This is a genomic window from Streptomyces sp. JNUCC 63, from assembly GCF_054366325.1.
In genome coordinates this window covers 1,313,270-1,331,930 of sequence record NZ_CM135963.1, presented here as the reverse complement: position 1 = coordinate 1,331,930, position 18,661 = coordinate 1,313,270, and the positions used below count along the sequence as shown (strand labels likewise).

The following is an 18,661-nucleotide window of genomic DNA, read 5'->3' as shown; positions in this document are numbered from 1 at the left end:
CGGCCTGTAGTTTGGCCTCATGAGCCGTTGGAAGGAACTGACCGGGGAAGCGTCCGGAGAGGACTACGCCGCGCGGTTCGCGGCCCTGGCCCGTACCGGGAAGGACGTGCACGGTGAGGCGCGGTTCTGCGCGGCTCTCGTGCCTTCCGGAGCGCGGGTGCTGGACGCCGGGTGCGGTACCGGACGGGTCATGATCCGGCTTGCGGAGCTCGGGTACGACTGCGTCGGGGTGGATCTTGACGCGTCGATGCTGGCAGTGGCGCGGAAGCAGGCGCCCGGACTGCCCTGGTTCCAGGTCGATCTGGCCACGTTCGAGCCGGACCTGCTCGGCATCGCGGCGGACTTCGATCTCGTGGTCGCCGCAGGCAACGTCTTCCCGTTGCTCGCCGCCGGCACCGAGACCGCGGTGGTCGAGAGCCTGGCCGCGGCCCTGCGCCCGGGCGGTCTGATGGTCGCCGGCTTCGGCCTGGACGAAGCCCACCTGCCCGTGCCGCCCGGCATCACGCTGTCGGAGTACGACGACTGCTGCGCCGCGGCCGGCCTCACCCTCGTCGACCGCTTCGCCACCTGGGACGCCGACCCTTACGACGGCGGCGGCTACGCCGTCAGCGTCCACCGCCGGTGAGGACGCGCGGGACGTCCTGACCACCCGCGCCCGCCAGGCGGCCGGCACCTGCTTCCGGCCCCCGGCCGGGGCGGGTGTTCGCGGTCGGGGTCCGGGTCAGCGCAGGGCGCAGGAGTTCACCACGTCCCCCGTGGCGGGCTTGGACACGGTGCCGCTCGGGGGCGGCGCCGCGCCGCGCTCCACCCAGGCGGTCAGTGCGTCGAAGGCGGTGCGGTAGCAGGGCAGGATCGGACGGAGCCGGTCCGGGTAGGCGTCGTAGAGGCTGTCGACGTGGGTGCCCGCCTCGATGGTGTAGTAGCGGTGCATACCGCCGCGGCCCTGGGCCCTGACCATCCCGGTGTAGACGTCGGAGTCGACGGAGATGGGCAGCAGGGCGTCGAGCGTGCCGTGCAGGGTGAGCATCGGCTTGCCGATCCGGCCGGTCAGCGCGATCCGGTCGAGCGCCCGGTGTACCGACTTCGGCCGCTGGGCGTAGTCGTACGAGGCGTCCGAGGCGCAGGGAGCGACGATCTCCTCGAGCGTGGAGCCGGCCGACGCCCCCGGGCAGTGAGGGTCGTAGGACGGGTCGAACTCGGCGCGGTAGGTCTTCTGCGTCAGACCCCAGTAGACCGACTGGTGGTACGGCCAGAGGAATTCGGAACCGGGGGCGAAGCCCGCGTCCAGCATGTCCTGGTGGGTGGCACGGCCGGCCTGGTAGGCGACCGCGGTGGGCAGGAAGGTGAAGGGGTTGGGGCCTTCGGCCGTCATCAGCGTGCCTTCCCAGTCCACCCCGCCGTCGTACAGCTCGGGGTGGTTCTCCAGCTGCCAGCGGGTCAGGTATCCGCCGTTGGAGACACCGGTCATGTAGGTGCGGCGCGGCGCGTGCCCGTAGACACGTCGGGTGACCTGCTGGGCGGTGCGGGTGAGCCGGGTGGTCAGCTCGTGCCATTCGGCGACGGCGTCGCCGGGGTGTTTGCCGTCGGTGTAGAAGTCGACGCCGTTGTTGCCCTTGTCGTGGGAGGCGAACGCGTAGCCCTGGGCGAGAACGTGGTCGGAGACGAGATGGTCCAGGGCGTACTGCTTGCGGGTACCGGGCGCCCCGGTCACCACGAGCTTGCCGTTCCACCGGTCCGGCAGGCGGATGACGAACTGCGAGTCGTGGTTCCAGCCGTGCGTGGTGTTCAGCTTGGAGTCGTCCGGGAAATAGCCGTCGATCTGGATGCCGGGGACGCCCGAGGGGTTCTTGGTCCCCTTCGCCGACAGAGAGGCCCAGTCGGCCTGGTCGGTGTACCGCGTACCGACGAGCGCCGTCGTGGTCAGGTCCGGCAGACAGGCCGTGGTCTGGAATTCGGCGCCGGGCACGGCGGCGCGGGCCTGGCCGGCGCAGTGGCGGGTCTCGCCCGGCGCCGCGTCGGTGGCGGTCGCCACGTCGCCGGTGGTGACCGCCAGGGCGGCGGCCAGCACGGCGGCGGCTGTTCTGAGACGCATCATTCGGATACCTCCGGGTCGGACCGGGGAACAGGGTGGGGACAACAGGATGGGACGGACTCAGGTGCCGAACCGGGCGCGCAGGACCTTCTTGTCGAACTTGCCGGTGCCGGTGCGGGGCGGGGAATCGAGCACCTCCATCTGGTCGGGGAGCTGCCGGCGCGCGAAGCCGGCCTCCTCCGGGTGCTCGCGCACCTCCGCCAGACCGACCTGCGCCCCGGAACGCAGAACCATGCATACCAGCGGCCGTTCCTGCCATCGCTCGTCCGATGCGGCGATCACGGCGGCCTCGGCAACCCGGCGAGGGCGCCGAGCCCGTGCCCGATGATGTACGCCAGGTGGTCCGCCGACAGCCGCACATCGAGGGTGTGCAGAACGCGCCCGGTGCACGGGGCCGCCCGGTACGCCTCCAGGCGGCGGTGGCCGTTCCAGGCGAGTGTCGCCGCCCGGTCGCCACGCTCGGGGCCGAGCGAGTCGAGCGCGTGCATCAGCCACTGGGTCCGCCGGCCGAAGTCGGCGTAGGCGCAGCGGTGCGGACCGCCGTCGGCCGGAGAGCTGACGATCTCCGTGTCGTGGAAGCGGCGGGGGACATGGCCGAACGGCAGCCAGGTGTCGAGCGGTGCGTCCGTCATCGCCATGGCGGACATCGTCACCGAGGGCGGCGGGGCGGGACCACGGAGGAAACCCACGGTCCGCACGGCCCCACTATGGAGTGCACTGCTACCACCGCGCCGTGCGGTCCGAGGCCGGCAGTGTGGACGGCCCACACTTCCGGGGTGCGGTTTATGGTGTTCCCCTCTGTAGCCCCTGTGCGGGGCCGTCTCTAGCGTCTCCCACCAACGTCGGCAGTCGGCGACGCATCCCAGGGGGAGCCGAGATCGGCATGAGCCAATCGCCCACCATTTTGTCAACGCAGAATCTGGTCAAGGAGTTTCAGGGTTTCCGTGCGGTCGACGGGGTCGACCTGAACATCCGGGAAGGCACCGTACACGCCTTGGTCGGGCCGAACGGGGCCGGCAAGACGACACTGTTCAACCTGCTCACCGGCTTCCTCCCCGCCTCCGCGGGCCGGATCGCGCTGGGCGGGCAGGACATCACCGGGCAGCCGCCGGAGCGCATCGCCCGGCTCGGCGTCGCCCGGTCCTTCCAGGTCACCAGCCTCTTCGCCGATGTGACGGCCCGTGCGCACGTCGAGTTGGCCCTGCAGGCCACAGCGAACCTCGGGCGCAGCTTCTGGCGCTCAGACAAACAGATGCGCCGCTTCACCTCCCGCGCGATGGAGCTGCTCGACCAGGTGGGTCTGGCCCGCCACGCCACCCGGTCGGCGGGCAGCCTGCCCTACGGCCAGAAGCGGGCCCTGGAACTGGCGCTCGCGCTCGCCCTCGATCCGAAGGTGCTGCTGCTCGACGAGCCGACCGCCGGGATGGGCCTGGAGGACGTCGACAGGACGGTCGCCCTCATCGGCCGGGTGCGTGAGGACCGCACGGTGGTGATGGTCGAGCACAACATGAACGTGGTCGGGTCACTGGCCGACACCGTGACGGTCCTTCAGCACGGGCAGGTACTGGCCGAAGGGTCGTACCGGGACGTGCGGTCCGACCCGAAGGTCGTCGAGGCGTATCTGGGGGTGGACGTTGCTTGAGGTACGGGGCGTATCCGCCCACTACGACGAGGCCAGGGTCCTGGACGATGTGTCGCTGCGGATCGGCGAGGGCGAGGTGGTCACCCTCGTGGGGCGCAACGGCGCCGGCAAGACCACCCTGCTGCGGTGTGTGATGGGCCTGCACCAGCGGATGACCGGCGAGGTCACCTTCGACGGGCGGGACATCAGCACGGCCGCCCCGCACCGCCGGGCCCGGCTCGGCCTGGGATTCGTACCGGACGACCGGGGCATCTACGCGGGCCTGACCGTCGAGGAGAACCTCACCCTCCCTCCGCTCCCGGCCGCCGCGAGGTCTTCGGGATCGCCCTGGTCGCTGGAGCGGATCTACGAGTCGTTCCCGGTGCTGGCAAAGCGCCGCCGCACCTCCGGCGCCAAGCTCTCCGGAGGTGAGCAGCAGATGCTGGCACTGGCCAGGGTGCTGCGCACGGGGGCACGGGTGCTGCTCTGCGACGAGCCCACCGAAGGACTGGCGCCGATCGTCGTCCAGCGGATCGGGGAGATCATCCGCGAGGCGAAGGAGCACGGGGTCGGAGTTCTCCTCGTGGAACAGAACGTGCGCTTCGCGACCACCGTCGCCGACCGCCACTACCTGCTGGCCCAGGGCCGCATCGTGCAGTCGCTCGACAACACCGACGTGCGGGAGCGCGAACACGAACTCCTCCAGTACCTCGGCCTGTGACCCCCCGTCCGCCCGTTGAGTCCCCCTTCCACTGTCGGCACACCCTTGTCCACTGTCGGCACACCCTTGCAGGAGGAAACCCATGAGACGTTCTTGGTCGGTACCCTCGGCGGCGCTCGCGGCCATCGCGCTGCTCGCCGGCTGCGGGGGAGGCGGCCCGGGCTCGGGCGGCGGCAAGATCAGCGATGACGGGATCACCCTCGGCGTACTGACCGACCTGTCCGGTGTCTACGCCGACCTCGCCGGGCCGAACGCCGTGAAGGCGGTCGAGATGGCCGTCGACGACTTCAAGAAGAAGTACGGCGACAAGGCCGTCACCAAGAACATCTCGGTCATCTCCGCCGACCACCAGAACAAGCCGGAGATCGCCAACACCAAGGCGCGCGAGATGTACGACCGCAAGAAGACCGACGCCATCTTCGACGTGCCGACGTCCTCCGCCGCCCTCGCGGTCGCCACCATCGCCGGGCAGTTCAAGCGCCTGTACTTCAACATCGGCGCCGCGACGACCGAATTGAACGGCAAGAGCTGCAACAAGTACACCTACGGATGGGCCTACGACGCCCACATGCTCGCCAACGGCACCGGCACCGAGGTGACGGGGCACGGCGACAAGAACTGGTACCTGATCTACCCGGACTACGCCTTCGGCCAGGACATGGAGGCGAAGTTCAGCACCGCGATCAAGGGTGCCGGCGGCAAGGTCGTCGGCAAGGACGCCACCCCCTTCCCGAACGACAACTTCTCGACCTTCCTGCTGAAGGCCTCCGCCCACAAGCCGAAACCGGATGTCGTGGGCGTGATGCAGGCCGGCGGCGACCTGGTCAACGTGGTCAAGCAGTACCAGCAGTTCAAGCTCAAGGACAAGGACATCGCGCTGGCCGTCGGCCTGATGTTCGACACCGACATCAAGTCGATCGGTCAGAAGAACCTCGCCGGGACGAGGTACACCACCGCCTGGTTCTGGAACATGGACGACAAGGCGAAGCAGTGGTCGGCGCGGTTCAAGGAGCGGACCGGGGTGACGCCCACCTTCGACCAAGCCGCGAACTACTCGGCCGCGACCCAGTACCTGGAGGCGGTGCAGAAGGCCGGCACCGACAAGGCGGAGGACGTCGCCAAGACCCTTGACGGGATGAAGTTCGACGACGTCTTCGCCCGCAACGCCGAGGTGCGCAAGGAGGATCACCGGGTCGTGCACGACGCCTACCTCGTGCAGGTCAAGGACCCCTCCGAGAGCACGGAGGAGGACGACTTCAACAAGCTGGTGAAGACGATCCCCGCCGACAAGGCGTTCGCCGCGCCGTCCCCCGACTGCACGATGGGCTGACCCGCGGAAGCCCGTGCCGCTCCCCGGCGGGCGCGCCGCCCGCCGGGCCCCGCACCCGCAGCCACCCGGCTGCGGGCCGCGCTCCTTCCCTCCGTCCGCTGACCACGGGAAAGAACACTCATGACATCATTCCTGCAACAGGCGTTCAACGGCCTGGTCAGCGGCGGGTTCTACGCCCTGCTCGCGCTCGGCCTGGCCGTCATCTTCGGCATGCTGCGCGTGGTGAACTTCGCGCACGGCGCCATCTACATGCTCGGCGCGTTCGGCGCCGTGGTGCTCTCCGACAGCCTCGGCCTGGGCTTCTGGTGGGCACTGCTGATCGTGCCCCTCGTGCTCGCCTTCGCCGGCATGCTCGTCGAGCGGCTGCTCGTCCACCGGCTGGCGGCCCTCGACCCGCTCTACAACTTCCTGCTGACCTTCGGGATCGCCCTGGTCTGCCAGGACCTGATGCGAATGAAGTACGGCTCGCACTCGCAGCCGTACGCGGACTCCCCCTTCTCCGGCTCGCTCGACCTCGGCCTGTTCACCTTCCCCGCCTACCAGGTGTTCGTCCTGTGCGCGGCCGCCGTCGTATGTCTCGGAGCATGGCTGCTGCTCACCCGCACCCGGATCGGGACGGTGGTGCGCGCCGCGACCGAACGGCCCGAGACCACCCGGGCGTTCGGGATCGACACCGGTCGCTGGGTCACCCCCGTCTTCGGCTTCGGGGCCGGCCTGGCCGCGCTCGCCGGGGTGCTGGCCGCGCCCATGCGGGCGGTCAACTCCTCCATGGGCGCCGACCTGATCATCATCGTTTTCGCGGTCGTCGTCATCGGCGGCCTCGGCTCGATCTCCGGGGCCGTCACCGCCGGGTTCCTCATCGGAATGCTGCAGGCGCTCGGCAACCTCTACGTCCCCGTCCTGTCGCAGACCTCCGTCTACCTGCTCATGGCCGTGGTCCTGCTGGTCCGCCCGGCCGGCCTGTTCGGCAAGGAGGAGCACGCGTGATCCGCTTCATCGTCACCCGGCTGGAGGGTCACCCCACGTGGGTCCGGTGGGGTCTGCTCGCCGCCGGGCTGCTGATCGCCTTCGGGCTGCCCTGGACGCTGTACCCGCCGGTGGCCACCGACATCCTGTGCTGGGCCCTGTTCGCCGTGGCGTTCGACCTGCTGCTCGGGCACGCGGGACTGCTGTCCTTCGGCCATGCCGCGTTCTGGGGGACCTCGGCGTACACCACCGGCCTGATCGCCATCCACTCCGGACTGCCGTTCTACGCCGCCGTGCTGTGCGGCGCGGTGGCCGCGGCGGTCCTCGCCGTGCCGATCGGCTTCCTCGGGGTGCGGCGCAGCGGCATCTACTTCGCCATGGTCACCCTGGCCTTCGCGCAGATGGTGTACTTCATCGCCAACCAGTGGAACAGCCTCACCGGCGGAGAGAACGGTCTGCAGGGCATACCCCGGACGCTGCCCGGAGTGGATCTGTCCGACTCCTTCGTCTTCTACTACGCGGCGCTGCCGGTGGTGCTGCTCGGCCTGCTCGCGGCCTGGCGGATCGTGCACTCCCCGTTCGGCCGGGTCATCGCCGCCGTCCGGGACAACCCGGCCCGGGCCCGCGCCCTCGGCTACTCCGTCGACCGGTACAAGGTGGTGATCTTCACCATCTCCGCCTTCCTGTCCGGGCTCGCCGGCGGGCTCTACGCGGTCAACCACGGGTTCGCCTCGCTGCAGGAGGTCTACTGGACCACCTCGGGCAAGGTCGTCGTGATGACCGTCCTCGGCGGCATCGGCACCCTGTGGGGCAGCCTGATCGGCGCCGGGGTGATCGTCCGGCTGGAGGACTGGCTGGCCACGGCCGGTTTCGACGAGGTCGGCCTGGTCACGGGCGGGATCTTCATCGTCGTGGTCATGCTCTTCCGCAGGGGTCTGTGGGGCACCGTCACCCATCTCCTGCGCCGTCGCTTCGGGGCACCGTCCGAGGACACCGGCGCCGGACGGCACCCGGAACCCGACCGCGAGGCTCCGTCGCAGCCCGTTCCGTCATGAGGCGCCCGCCGTGTTTCACGTCAGCCGCTCCGACTCAGCCGCTCCGACTCATCCGGTCTGTCGCAGGGGAGGTCCCATGGCCGCAGCACCGCCCGGGATCGTCCTCGGGGTCGAATCCGTCGGCAGACTGCTGCGGCTGCTGCTGCGCGAGAACGCGGTCGTCCACGAGTACGAGGCGGTCCTCGACGGTGTCCCCGCCGATACCGCCGAGCTGCTTCGTCCGCTGGTCGACGACGCGCTGCGGGTCCGCGCCGGACTCGACGAGCGCCGCCGCCGCGAGGCCGAACTCGCCGCGCTGTACGAGACCGCGGGCGACCTGTCCTCGCTGCGGGACCTGGAGGCCGTGCTCCAGGCGATCGTCCGGCGGGCCCGCGCCCTGCTGGACACCGACGCCGCCTATCTGATGCTCAACGATCCCGTCCGCGGCGACACCTGTATGCGGGTCACGGACGGGATCCGCACCGACGCCTTCAAAAAGGGCCGCCTGGCGATGGGCGCCGGTCTCGGCGGGCTGGTCGCCAAGACCGGCGTCCCCTACAGCACCGCCGACTACCTCAACGACCAGCGCTTCGAGCACACCATCGACGACATGGTCGGCGGCGAGGGACTGACGACCATCCAGGGAGTGCCGCTCACCCTCGGCGACAAGGTCATCGGTGTGCTGTTCGCCGCGAACCGGGACCACCGCGGGTTCTCCGGCCACGAGGTGGCCCTGCTGATCTCGCTGGCCAACCAGGCGGCCATCGCGATCGAGAACGCCACCCTCTTCGAGGACGTACGCCGCGCGGTCGCCGAGCTCACCGAGGCCAACGCCGTCATCCAGGCGCACAGCGAGTCCATCGAACGCGCCGCCGCCCTGCACGAGCGGCTGACCACCATCGTGCTGGACGGCGGTGGGATGTCCGACACCGCGGGCACGCTCGCCGAGTTCCTGGGTGGCAGCATCCTCGTCCTGGATCCGCGCGGGCGGGCCATGGCCGCCGCGGGCGAGGACCCGATCGTGGAGCAGACCCGCGTCGAGGGCGCACTGCCGCGGTCCTGGCCCCCGGCCGGCGCGGTCCGCGAGGCGTGCGTGCTCAGCACGGACTCGCGCCGCACCCGCCGGACACCGTCGGGCAGCGGCGGTGCCACGGTCTGCGCCACACCGATCGCGGCGGGCGGCGAGGCGCTCGGGGTGCTGGTACTGCTCCGCGACCGCGTGGACGCCTCCCACGTCCGCTCGTTGGAGCGCGCCGCACAGGTCACCGCGCTGATGCTGCTCAGCGAGCGCACCGTCGTCGAGGCCGAGCACCGGTTGCGGGGGGAGATCCTCGAGGACCTGCTCGGCTCCCCGCACCGCGACCCCGAAGGGCTGCGGCGGCGTGCCGCGCTGATGGGCCTCGACCTGGACACGCCGTGCACCGTGCTCACCGCCCGCTGCCGCGACAGCCGCCACCGGCGCCGGATCGCGGACGCGGCGGCGCCCTTCGCCGTCCGGGTCGGGGGGCTGGCCGGGGAGTACCGGGGCGATGTCGTCGTGCTGCTCCCCGGCGACGGCGACGGCGCCGGAGCCGCAGGGCCCGCCGAGACCGCGCGGGACCTGGCCGAGCACCTGACGAAGTCGGTGGACGCCCCGGTCACGGTCGGAGCGGCGGCGGCCTCGACGACGGGCGTGGACCCGATCGTGGAGTCGCACCGGGACGCCGCCCGCTGCCTTGACGTACTGCTCGCCCTCGGCCGCGACGGCGAGGGCGCCTCACCGACGGAACTCGGTGTCTACGGGCTTCTGTTCCACAAGACCGGCCGCGACGAACTGCGTCGCTTCGTCGACCGCACCATCGGCGCGGTGCTCGAGTACGACGCCCAGCGCCGCAGCGACCTGGTGCGTACCCTGCTGACGTACTTCGCCTGCGACGGCAACCTCAACCGCACCGCGGCCGTCCTGTACGTACACGTCAATACGCTGTACCAGCGCGTCGACCGGATCACGACGCTGCTCGGCCCGCGGTGGCGCCACAGCGACCAGGCACTGCAGGTACACCTCGCGCTGAAGGTGCACTCCGTGCTCGGCACCCAGTAGGACCGGGCCATCGCTCCGAACAGCGGCCCCGACAGCAGCACTGATCCGCCGTGTGGACCGGAACGAAGCCACCCACGAGGCAGCAGTGCGCCGACCTGATCCCGACTCAGGACGTGTGAGTGGCGACGGCTGGATCGGCTCCGGCTCGGCCGCTGCCGTTCCCGCACCAGGACTTCACTCGGTTCCTCTTCGCGTGAGACGGGATGTGTCCGCGGGTACCGGCGGGCGCCGGGGAGTTCGCGCTCGGCGAAGGTGACAGGCCGATCATCCCCTCCCCGACGCCCGCACGACTGCTACTTCTTGTGGCAGCCCCACTTGTTGTTGACCTTGGTGTAGTGCTCACCCTTGGGGCACTTCTTGTGGTGCGGCGTCTTCGTGGGGTCCGGCTTGGGCGCGTGAGGTGCGGCCACTGTGGCGTTCGCCGGTGCCGCGAGAGCGGTACCCGCAGAGGCCAGGGCACCTCCGCCGGCGAGCACGCCCGCGGCGAGGGTGGCGGCCAGAGTGCGTGTGATCCTGCTTCGCATGATCGGCAGCCTTTCTGTAGGTCGGCGTTGCCTCCTAACTTCGATTCTTGACGCCGTTCTCCCCAGACCGCATCTCGATCATTAACACACCGGCCGGACATGAGAGTTCCGCCGCGTCTTCGGGCGAGTGGGTCGACCGGGCCGCGCTGAACCGCCCCGGCGGCCCTGTCACCGTCATCCTGGCCCGGTAGCGGCCGGGCGGATCACACCACGCCGCTCTCCCACCACCACGAGCCGGAGCCGTACGGGGGGTACTGGACGCGGCTGTCGACGTGCTGCCACGAGTGTGTGTACGCCTCGAGGCCGGAGAAGCCACAGGTCTCGGCGATCCTGTAGGTCTGCAGGGTGCTGTGGCCGGAGACCACGATGTCCGCGGCCACGCCGTAGACGTGCATGCTGTTGGACGCGCCGCCCACCGAGGCGTTGTGCGCGGTGCTGCGGAAGCCGGAGTTGATGGTGATCGGGCTGTTGCCGGCCTTCCTGCGCACCGCCTCCAGCTTGTACATCAGCCGGCGTATGTTCTCCTTGACCTGCGCGGATCCGACCCTGCCGCCGCTGAAACCGGAGCCGTCCTTGGAGTAGAACTCGCTCCAGCCGAAGTTGACGGTCGATCCGTCACCGCGCTCGAGGCTGTTGAGCACGCTCTGGGTCTGTGGGCCGACGACGCCGTCCGCGGTCAGGCCGTAGGCGGACTGGAAGCGTCTGACGGCGGCGGCCGTGGCCGGGCCGAAGGCGCCGTCCCAGGCGACGTACGTCTGCTGGGCGCTGGAGGCGGCCCAGCCGCCGACGCGGATCTGCAGTTCCACCACGTCCGAGCCGGAAGCACCCTGCTGGAGGGTGCGGGTCCAGCCGTAGGCCGAGGCGGTGCCCGCCGTGGCGACGCTGCCGGCCGCCGCCAGGCCGAGCGCGGCAGTCACGCCTGCCGCGCTCCGGAGCAGGGTGCGACGGTCGACACTTCGATGGGGGTGTCGTGACGGGTTCACGTTCACGGAAGTCTCCTCTTCTGTTCCCGGCGTGCCGGACGGACCGGCTTCTGCACGTGCTCGTCGAGGTCAGGCCCGTTGAAGTGCACATATATTGCGCATGACAACCAGTTGTCGCAGTGGCAAGTGTCTGTCGGACGGACGGCATCGCGAACCAACTCTCCGCAACATAAGGCGAGTTGACGCGCGTAAAACCGTAAGGGGCGGGTTGACATGCTCGCAACGCTTTGACAAGGGCCCGTGAGGTCTGCACCGTGATGTCCGACGGCAAAGCGCTCCAGGCCGCCGACGAACGGAGGAGCCACGGTGAGCTTCGACGGCTACCAGCAACTGACGTTCTCCCGGCGTGACAACGGGGTTCTGCTCATCACGCTCGACCGGCCCGAGAAGTACAACGCGGCCGACGAGGAGATGCACAGCGAACTCGCCCGGGTCTGGAGGGATGTCTCCGCCGACCCCGGGACGCGAGTCGCCGTCATCACCGGAGCGGGCAAGGCCTTCTCGGCCGGCGGGGACCTCGCCATGGTCGAGCGCATGGCCGGCGACTACGACCGCGTCTCGCACATGCTCAGCGAGATGAGCGACCTGGTGTACAACATCATCAACTGCGAGAAGCCGATCGTGTCGGCGATCAACGGGGCCGCCGTGGGCGCGGGCACCGTCGCGGCGCTCCTGGCCGACGTCGCCATCGCGGCCGAGGACGCCAGGATCGGCGACGGGCACGTCAGGCTCGGCGTGGCCGCCGGCGACCACGCCGCCATCATCTGGCCGCTGCTGGCCGGTATGGCCAAGGCGCGCTACTACCTCCTCACGGGCGAGATGCTCACCGGGGCCGAGGCCGAACGCATCGGCATGGTCGCCAAGGCCCTGCCCCGCGACCAGGTCCTCGACGAAGCACTCAGGGTGGCCGACAGCCTGGCCACCGGCTCCCAGCCCGCTGTCCGGCTGACGAAGCGGGCCCTGAACAACTGGCTGCGCAGTGCCGGACCGACCTTCGACCAGTCCGCCGCCTACGAGATGCTCACGTTCCTCGGACCGGACGTCGTCGAGGGCTGCACCGCGTTGCGCGAGAAGCGCGCACCCCGCTTCCCCTCCGCACGGTGAACGGACTTCTCGGAAGGCGACTCGTGGCGGCCCTGCGTTCACACTGCCCCGTGGAAGGGACACGTGGCTCAGAGCGACCGAGGGCGGGGAATCCCCTCGGTCCGCAGGGCGGTGAGGCGGCGGCGGGAGTGCCCCCACGGGCGTCCGCAACCAATTCCCGGCATCTCTGCCCCCCATGTGCGCGTTTCGCTAGGCTTCCCGGCATACCGGCAGATCAGGGGTAACGGAGTGTCGGAACGGCAGCGCACCGAGAGGACCACCATCGTGGACGGACGCGATCGGCTGGGAAAGCCCCTGTACGAGCGCGAAAACGAGGTGACCGCCGCTCGGAACGCGGTGGAGGCGATCTGCGCGGGCGGCGAAGACAGGCGGGGCGGGCTGCTGTTCTTCAGCGCGGCTGCCGGACTGGGCAAGACGACCGTGCTGGCCGAGGTCCGGCGCATGGCCGCCGCCCGCGGCTGCACCGTGCTGTCCGCCCGGGGCAGCGAGCAGGAGCACACCGTCCCCTTCCACGTCGTACGCCAGTTGCTGCAGCCCGTCCTCGCGTCCTGCACCGAGGCCGAGCGTCGCGAGATCTTCGGCGGGTGGTACGAGATCGCCGGCCCGGCCGTCGGCCTGTTCGCTCGGCAGACCGCTACCGCCGTCCCGGATCCGCAGGGCGTCCGGGACGGTCTGGACTGGGTCGTCACCCAGGTGGCCGTGCGCCGGGCACCGGTCGTGATCGTCCTCGACGACGCCCACTGGGGTGATCTGGAGTCGCTCGCCTGGCTCGCCGCCTTCGCGGTGAGAGCGCGGGAACTCCCCGTGCTGGTGGTCCTCGGCTACCGCCCCGACGAAGTGCCCGCCGAGGCCCAGACGTTCCGCGAACTGGTCGGCGGCCGCAGCGCGCGCCCGATCCCGCTGCACGCCCTCAGCCCGGAGGCGGTGGCCGAACTGGTGCGCAGTTCGCTCGGAGCGGGAGCCGACGACGTCTTCTGCCACGAGTGCTGGGTGGTCACCGACGGCAACCCCTACGAGGCCGTCGAGCTCATCGCCAAGGTCCAGGACCGGGGCCTCGCCCCGGACGCGGAGTCGGCTTCCCTGCTGCGCGAACTCGGTGCGAGCGCGCGGGGCACCGGACTGGTCAAACGGCTGGAGAGGCTCGGCCACGCCACTGTCCGGCTCGCCTGGGCCGCCGCGGTGCTCGGAACCGAGATCTCCGCGGAGCTGGCCGCATCGGTGGCCGGACTGCCACCGGCCGAGGCCCGGAGCGCCGTGGACCGGCTGCGGGTCGCCCGTATCCTCACCGGCACCCGGACTCTCGAGTTCATCCACCCGCTCATCGCCACCGCCGTGTACCAGGCCATCCCGCCGGCCACGCGCACCGCGCTGCACGGTCAGGCAGCCTGGGCGGTGGCCGACGCGGGCCTGGGCATCACCGCCGCCGCCCGGCATCTGCTCGAGACCCATCCCGAGGGCGACCCGCACACCGTCCGGCAACTGCGCGCCGCCGCACGCGAGAACCTCCGCCTGGGCGCGCCCGACGCGGCCCGGCGCTGTCTGGAACGTGCGCTGCGCGAACCGCCGGCGCCCGAGGAACGCGCGGGCGTCCTCTACGAACTCGGCTGCTCCGCCCTGCTCACCGCCCCCGCCACCACGGTCAACCACCTCACCGCGGCCCTGGAGGAGCCCTTCCTGGACCCCGAGCTCAGGGAGAACGCCACCTTCCGGCTGGCTCAGGCGTTCGCCCACAACGACGAGCTCGCCAAAGCGGCCGCCGTCGCGGGCGCCGAGGCCGCCCGGTCGGAGTCCCCCCGGACACGGCTGCGCATGCAGGCGGCGCACTACCTGTGGTTGGTCTTCGACGCGTACGAGGCACAGGCATCCGACCGCTCCCACCGGCTCGCACGGCTCGTCGAACACCTGCCCGGAATGGACACCGAGGAGCGGGCCCTGCTGTGCCTTCGCACCTGGGACGCGACGTTGCGCGGGGAGCCGACCGCGAACACGCTGGCCGTCGCCGCACGCGCCATGGGACTGAGCTACACCGACCCGGAATGGGGCTTCGAACTGCCGAGCATGACCGCGCTCAGCTACATGTACGCCGACGAATGCGACCGCGCGGAAGAACTGTTCAGTTCGGCCATCGCCGAGTGCGAGCAGGGCGGGTGGAGCGGCGCCCACCTCTCTTTCGGCTTCACCCTCCTCGGCCTGGTCCGGCTCCGGCGCGGGATGCTCGTCAAGGCGGAGGAGTGCGCACGTGAGGGAGTGCGCCTGGCCGAGCGGGTGGGCGAGCGGGTACCCGCCCGGTGGTACGCCGTAGGACTGCTGCTGGACGTCCTGTTGTCCCGGGGCCGCTTCGACGAGGCGCTCCACGTCGCCAGGACGCACGACTTCGCGCCCCCCTACCCGAACGCGGTGGTCTTCCCGGACTCCCAGACGGTCTACGGACGGCTGCTCCTCGCCCGTGGTCTGCGCAAGGAGGCCGAGGCTCAGCTCACGGCCGCCGGGGCACGGCTGGAGGCCAAGGGCATACTCAACCCGACCTGGTGTCCTTGGGCGGGACACCTCGCCCTCGCCGTCGCCGAGAAGGACCCCCGGCGCGCCCGCGCCCTCACAGCGGAGATGCTGCGCCGGGCAGAGCACTACGGCACGCCCACCGCCATCGGTGAGGCGCTGGGCTTCGGCGCGGCGGTGGCCGAGGACGGGCGGGCGCTGCCACTGCGGGAGCGCGCGGTGGAGGTACTGCGCCGATCCCCCAGTCGGCACGCGTACGCCGAGGCCCTGATCGACCTCGGCGCGGAGCTCGGGCGCGGCGGCCGCACAGACAAGGCGACCGAGCTGCTGTTCGAGGGTATCGAGCTGGCGGACCAATGCGGTGCCGACCGTCTCGTCGAGCGAGGCCGCGCGGGGATGGCCAGGACGGGACTGCGGCTGCAGGGGAAACGCTCTTCGGCGCAACGGGAAACGAGCGCCGCAGAGCAGAGATGACCTTGAGCGGGGAAACCCGTGTGCGGGGGTGGGAAGCTGTCTTGAGCCGGCCACGGCCGGAGCCGGCCGACCAGGGCGGTTTCGGCGGCGCTGTGGCGGCCCGCTCCGCGGCACGGAGGTGCAGCGCGAGGCAGGCCGTGTTGCTGAACGGGCGGAACTCCGTCCGGGTTCACGGCACCACCGGCCCGGCGCCGTGTACGCGGGGGAGCGGCTGCCGGGAGTCTTCAGCGCGGGCGGCCCAGCCCGGCGTCGCGTGCCCGGATGATGGCCTGGCCGCGCTGGGTGAGGTGGAGCTTGGCGAGGATCGCCGAGATGTTGTTCGCCACGGTCTTGCCGGACAGGTGCAGGCGCCGGCCGATCTCGGCGTTGGACAGTCCGGCCGCGAGGTGGTCGAGGATGTCGTGTTCGCGCGAAGTGAGTTCGGGGAACGGGTCGTTCTGCGGCGGTGGCGACGCGAACCAGGTACGCAGCCGGCCGGCCAGTGCCGCGCCGAAGACCGGCTGTCCGGCGGCGGCGGCGTGGATGGCGGCGACGATGTCCGCTCCGTCGGCCCCCTTGACGAGGTAGCCGAGCGCGCCGGCCTGGACGGCGGCGAAGACCGTCGCGTCGTCCTCGAACATCGTCAGGACCAGCACGGCCGCGTCCGGCACCTGAATCCGGATCTGCCGGGTGGCTTCGATGCCGTGCAGTCCCGGCAGTTGCAGGTCCATCACGATGACGTCGGGCTGTAGCTCGACAGCCTGGCGGACGGCTTCCCGGCCGAGTCGCCCAGCCGGCCCCGGCTGCGGAACCGGTCCAGCTCGGCGGCGAAGTCGTCGCCGGGCGCGGTGCCGAAGCGGGCCCGGTGGTCCGCGACCGGCATGCCCTCGGCCTGCAGCAGCGACTGCGGCAGATGACGGCGCCGGACTTCGTCCGCGTTCATGTTCCGGTCGGCCGTCGCCGTGGTGCGGCGGGTCGCGCGGGCCTACAGGGCCGCCGCGATGAGGAACACCCCCGTGACGGTGGCCGAAGCGACGGCCGCCACCGCCCAGCCCGCGCCGCCGCCCGGACCGGAGGCGGCCCGCCAGGCAGCGACGGCCACGGCGGCGGCCATGCCGCAGCCCACGACGGCGGCGACGACGTTCCGGGAGGGGCCCGTGCCGGCCGGGGGCGGAACGTGGCCCAGCCGCGCCCAGTGGTGTGCGGTCTCCCGCGCCTCGCGCCTGCGCTGTGCGGCGGCGTACAGGCGCAGGGCGGTGGCGGTGGCGGCGCCGACGACGGCCGCGACGGCCGGTGTCCACCAGCCGTCGGCCATGAGCAGCAGTACGGCGACCGCACCGGCGCCGGCCCAGCCGGTCACGCAGGCCGCGGCAGCGATCCGCCGGGAGTCGGGCCGGTCCGCGCCGGCCCGCAGGTCGGCGAGGGCCGGCAGGTACCAGACGGAGCCGGCGGTGGTGAGCGCAGCGACTCCCAGGGCGGCAACGGCGTGCGACATGGCCTACCTCGCCGCCGCTTCCGCCTCGGCGACCCCGGCGATCTCCGGGTGGTGCAGGTCGAACGCGGGGGACTCGCTGCGGATCCGCGGCAGGGAGACGAAGTTGTGCCGGGGCGGCGGGCAGGACGTGGCCCACTCCAGCGAACGGCCGTAGCCCCACGGGTCGTCGACGCCGACCGGCTTGCCGTACCTGGCGGTCCGCCACACGTTGTAGAAGAACGGCAGGATCGACAGGCCCAGCAGGAACGACCCGACCGTGGACAGGGTGTTGAGGACGGTGAAGCCGTCGGCCGCGAGATAGTCGGCGTACCGGCGCGGCATGCCTTCCACGCCCAGCCAGTGCTGGACCAGGAACGTGAGGTTGAAGCCGACGGTGAGCGTCCAGAAGGTGATCCTGCCGAGGCGTTCGTCGAGCATCTTGCCGGTGAACTTCGGCCACCAGAAGTGGAAGCCGGCGAACATCGCGTACACGACCGTGCCGAACACCGTGTAGTGGAAGTGCGCCACCACGAAGTACGAGTCCGAGACGTGGAAGTCCAGCGGCGGCGAGGCCAGGATCACGCCGGTCAGCCCGCCGAAGAGGAACGTCACCAGGAAGCCCGCCGTCCACAGCATCGGGGTCTCGAAGGACAGGCTGCCCTTCCACATGGTGCCGATCCAGTTGAAGAACTTCACCCCGGTCGGGACCGCGATCAGGAAGGTCATGAAGGCGAAGAACGGCAGCAGGACCCCGCCGGTGACGTACATGTGGTGGGCCCACACCGTCACCGACAGACCGGCGATCGCGATGGTCGCGCCGATCAGGCCCATGTAGCCGAAGATCGGCTTGCGGGAGAAGACGGGGATCACTTCGGAGACGATGCCGAAGAACGGCAGCGCCAGGATGTACACCTCGGGATGGCCGAAGAACCAGAACAGGTGCTGCCAGAGCAGGGCTCCGCCGTTGGCCGCGTCGAAGACGTGGCTGCCGAACTTGCGGTCGCACTCCAGGGCGAACAGGGCCGCCGCCAGCACGGGGAAGACGAACAGGACGAGGAGCGCGGTCAGCAGCACGTTCCAGGTGAAGATCGGCATGCGGAACATGGTCATGCCGGGTGCCCGCATGCAGATGATCGTGGTGATGAAGTTGACCGCGCCGAGGATGCTGCCGAAGCCGGACAGCGCCACGCCTGTGATCCACATGTCGGCCCCGACCCCCGGCGAGTGGACGGCGTCCGACAGCGGGGCGTACAGGAACCAGCCGAAGTCGGCGGCCCCGCCCGGAGTGAGGAAACCGCCCGCGGCGATCAGCGAGCCGAACAGGAACAGCCAGTAGGCGAGCATGTTCAGCCGGGGGAAGGCGACGTCGGGGGCACCGATCTGCAGCGGCATGATCCAGTTCGCGAAGCCGGTGAACAGCGGCATCGCGAACATCAGCAGCATGATCGAGCCATGCATCGTGAACGCCTGGTTGAACTGCTCGTTCGACATGATCTGCAGTCCGGGCCGGGCGAGTTCGGCCCGCATCGCCAGCGCCATGACGCCGCCGACGACGAAGAACGCGAAGGCGGTGACGAGATAGAGCGTCCCGATCTTCTTGTGGTCGGTGGTGGTCAGCCACTCCACCCATGTCGGCCGTCCGCCGGCCCCCTCCTGGCCCGTCACCGCGGTCGCGGCGGGCGCCTCGACCGCGTCCGGCGGCCGCACGGCCGCCGCCTGTTGTATCCGCACCTCGTCCACCGGACGGTGCCTCCCGATCTGCTCTTTCATCGATGGAACGACG

18 protein-coding genes are annotated in these 18,661 nt (G+C 70.7%); 9 read left to right on the top strand and 9 right to left on the bottom strand.

All coding sequences use genetic code 11. The features are described from left to right. The first annotated feature begins 19 nt into the window (after positions 1–19). Positions 20–625 (top strand): class I SAM-dependent methyltransferase, encoded by a 606-nt coding sequence (locus ACX25U_RS06065; RefSeq protein ID WP_454389504.1) that lies wholly within the window; start codon positions 20–22, stop codon positions 623–625. Positions 626–721: 96 nt separating this feature from the next. On the opposite strand, the gene ACX25U_RS06060 is transcribed toward ACX25U_RS06065, so the two are convergent. From ACX25U_RS06060 to ACX25U_RS06050, 3 genes are read right to left on the bottom strand one after another with little or no spacing between them, the layout of a single operon-like run. Continuing rightward, the gene (locus tag ACX25U_RS06060) at positions 722–2,092 is read right to left on the bottom strand and encodes a tannase/feruloyl esterase family alpha/beta hydrolase (protein ID WP_454394114.1); all 1,371 of its coding nucleotides are present in this window, start codon (positions 2,090–2,092) and stop codon (positions 722–724) included. 60 nt (positions 2,093–2,152) lie between these two features. Then, on the bottom strand, positions 2,153–2,374 hold the full coding sequence (locus ACX25U_RS06055) for a hypothetical protein (RefSeq protein ID WP_454389503.1): 222 nt from the start codon (positions 2,372–2,374) through the stop codon (positions 2,153–2,155). Continuing rightward, the gene (locus tag ACX25U_RS06050; RefSeq protein ID WP_454389502.1) at positions 2,371–2,730 is read right to left on the bottom strand and encodes an AMP-binding protein; all 360 of its coding nucleotides are present in this window, start codon (positions 2,728–2,730) and stop codon (positions 2,371–2,373) included. Before ACX25U_RS06050 ends, ACX25U_RS06055 begins: the two co-directional genes overlap by 4 nt. Positions 2,731–2,975: 245 nt before the next feature. Here ACX25U_RS06050 and ACX25U_RS06045 point away from each other — a divergent pair, with 245 nt between their 5' ends. From ACX25U_RS06045 to ACX25U_RS06020, 6 genes are all read left to right on the top strand, one after another. Further along, on the top strand, positions 2,976–3,734 hold the full coding sequence (locus ACX25U_RS06045; protein ID WP_454389501.1) for an ABC transporter ATP-binding protein: 759 nt from the start codon (positions 2,976–2,978) through the stop codon (positions 3,732–3,734). Beyond that, the gene (locus ACX25U_RS06040) at positions 3,727–4,434 is read left to right on the top strand and encodes an ABC transporter ATP-binding protein (RefSeq protein ID WP_454389500.1); all 708 of its coding nucleotides are present in this window, start codon (positions 3,727–3,729) and stop codon (positions 4,432–4,434) included. The genes ACX25U_RS06045 and ACX25U_RS06040 overlap by 8 nt, the downstream gene beginning before the upstream one ends. Positions 4,435–4,516: 82 nt before the next feature. Further along, positions 4,517–5,764 (top strand): ABC transporter substrate-binding protein, encoded by a 1,248-nt coding sequence (locus ACX25U_RS06035; protein WP_454389499.1) that lies wholly within the window; start codon positions 4,517–4,519, stop codon positions 5,762–5,764. A 120-nt stretch (positions 5,765–5,884) separates the two neighbouring features. After that, a complete protein-coding gene (locus ACX25U_RS06030) occupies positions 5,885–6,751 on the top strand; it encodes a branched-chain amino acid ABC transporter permease (protein ID WP_454389498.1) in 867 nt (288 codons plus the stop codon). After that, entirely contained in the window at positions 6,748–7,785 is a 1,038-nt protein-coding gene (locus tag ACX25U_RS06025; RefSeq protein ID WP_454389497.1) for a branched-chain amino acid ABC transporter permease, read from the top strand. Before ACX25U_RS06030 ends, ACX25U_RS06025 begins: the two co-directional genes overlap by 4 nt. A gap of 76 nt (positions 7,786–7,861) precedes the next feature. Further along, the gene (locus ACX25U_RS06020) at positions 7,862–9,844 is read left to right on the top strand and encodes a helix-turn-helix domain-containing protein (RefSeq protein ID WP_454389496.1); all 1,983 of its coding nucleotides are present in this window, start codon (positions 7,862–7,864) and stop codon (positions 9,842–9,844) included. A 293-nt stretch (positions 9,845–10,137) separates the two neighbouring features. Here the strand turns inward: ACX25U_RS06020 and ACX25U_RS06015 are convergent, their stop codons facing one another. Then, a complete protein-coding gene (locus ACX25U_RS06015; protein WP_454389495.1) occupies positions 10,138–10,368 on the bottom strand; it encodes a hypothetical protein in 231 nt (76 codons plus the stop codon). Positions 10,369–10,571: 203 nt separating this feature from the next. Continuing rightward, positions 10,572–11,285, bottom strand: a complete 714-nt coding sequence (locus tag ACX25U_RS06010) for a D-Ala-D-Ala carboxypeptidase family metallohydrolase (RefSeq protein WP_454389494.1) — start codon at positions 11,283–11,285, stop codon at positions 10,572–10,574. A 372-nt stretch (positions 11,286–11,657) separates the two neighbouring features. Here ACX25U_RS06010 and ACX25U_RS06005 point away from each other — a divergent pair, with 372 nt between their 5' ends. Beyond that, entirely contained in the window at positions 11,658–12,455 is a 798-nt protein-coding gene (locus ACX25U_RS06005; RefSeq protein ID WP_454389493.1) for an enoyl-CoA hydratase/isomerase family protein, read from the top strand. A 264-nt stretch (positions 12,456–12,719) separates the two neighbouring features. Then, entirely contained in the window at positions 12,720–15,425 is a 2,706-nt protein-coding gene (locus ACX25U_RS06000) for an ATP-binding protein (protein ID WP_454389492.1), read from the top strand. 224 nt (positions 15,426–15,649) lie between these two features. Here ACX25U_RS06000 and ACX25U_RS05995 read toward each other — a convergent pair whose 3' ends face one another. Genes ACX25U_RS05995 through ctaD form a run of 4 tightly spaced genes read right to left on the bottom strand, consistent with a single transcriptional unit; the run spans position 15,650 to position 18,648 of the window. Next, positions 15,650–16,135, bottom strand: a complete 486-nt coding sequence (locus tag ACX25U_RS05995) for a LuxR C-terminal-related transcriptional regulator (RefSeq protein WP_454389491.1) — start codon at positions 16,133–16,135, stop codon at positions 15,650–15,652. Beyond that, positions 16,135–16,347 (bottom strand): hypothetical protein, encoded by a 213-nt coding sequence (locus ACX25U_RS05990; RefSeq protein WP_454389490.1) that lies wholly within the window; start codon positions 16,345–16,347, stop codon positions 16,135–16,137. Before ACX25U_RS05990 ends, ACX25U_RS05995 begins: the two co-directional genes overlap by 1 nt. 42 nt (positions 16,348–16,389) lie before the next feature. Further along, a complete protein-coding gene (locus tag ACX25U_RS05985; protein WP_454389489.1) occupies positions 16,390–16,899 on the bottom strand; it encodes a hypothetical protein in 510 nt (169 codons plus the stop codon). Positions 16,900–16,902: 3 nt separating this feature from the next. Beyond that, a complete protein-coding gene (ctaD, locus tag ACX25U_RS05980; protein ID WP_454389488.1) occupies positions 16,903–18,648 on the bottom strand; it encodes an aa3-type cytochrome oxidase subunit I in 1,746 nt (581 codons plus the stop codon). Between the last annotated feature and the right edge of the window lie 13 nt (positions 18,649–18,661).

Excerpts from the sequence above, each read along its gene's own strand:
- ACX25U_RS06020 (WP_454389496.1), top strand. The coding sequence starts at position 7,862 with ATGGCCGCAGCACCGCCCGGGATCGTCCTCGGGGTCGAATCCGTCGGC.
- ACX25U_RS05985 (WP_454389489.1), bottom strand. The coding sequence starts at position 16,899 with ATGTCGCACGCCGTTGCCGCCCTGGGAGTCGCTGCGCTCACCACCGCC.
- ACX25U_RS06030 (WP_454389498.1), top strand. The coding sequence starts at position 5,885 with ATGACATCATTCCTGCAACAGGCGTTCAACGGCCTGGTCAGCGGCGGG.
- ACX25U_RS06015 (WP_454389495.1), bottom strand. The coding sequence starts at position 10,368 with ATGCGAAGCAGGATCACACGCACTCTGGCCGCCACCCTCGCCGCGGGC.
- ACX25U_RS06060 (WP_454394114.1), bottom strand. The coding sequence starts at position 2,092 with ATGCGTCTCAGAACAGCCGCCGCCGTGCTGGCCGCCGCCCTGGCGGTC.
- ACX25U_RS05995 (WP_454389491.1), bottom strand. The coding sequence starts at position 16,135 with ATGGACCTGCAACTGCCGGGACTGCACGGCATCGAAGCCACCCGGCAG.
- ACX25U_RS06045 (WP_454389501.1), top strand. The coding sequence starts at position 2,976 with ATGAGCCAATCGCCCACCATTTTGTCAACGCAGAATCTGGTCAAGGAG.
- ACX25U_RS06035 (WP_454389499.1), top strand. The coding sequence starts at position 4,517 with ATGAGACGTTCTTGGTCGGTACCCTCGGCGGCGCTCGCGGCCATCGCG.
- ACX25U_RS06065 (WP_454389504.1), top strand. The coding sequence starts at position 20 with ATGAGCCGTTGGAAGGAACTGACCGGGGAAGCGTCCGGAGAGGACTAC.
- ACX25U_RS06050 (WP_454389502.1), bottom strand. The coding sequence starts at position 2,730 with ATGGCGATGACGGACGCACCGCTCGACACCTGGCTGCCGTTCGGCCAT.
- ctaD (WP_454389488.1), bottom strand. The coding sequence starts at position 18,648 with ATGAAAGAGCAGATCGGGAGGCACCGTCCGGTGGACGAGGTGCGGATA.
- ACX25U_RS05990 (WP_454389490.1), bottom strand. The coding sequence starts at position 16,347 with ATGAACGCGGACGAAGTCCGGCGCCGTCATCTGCCGCAGTCGCTGCTG.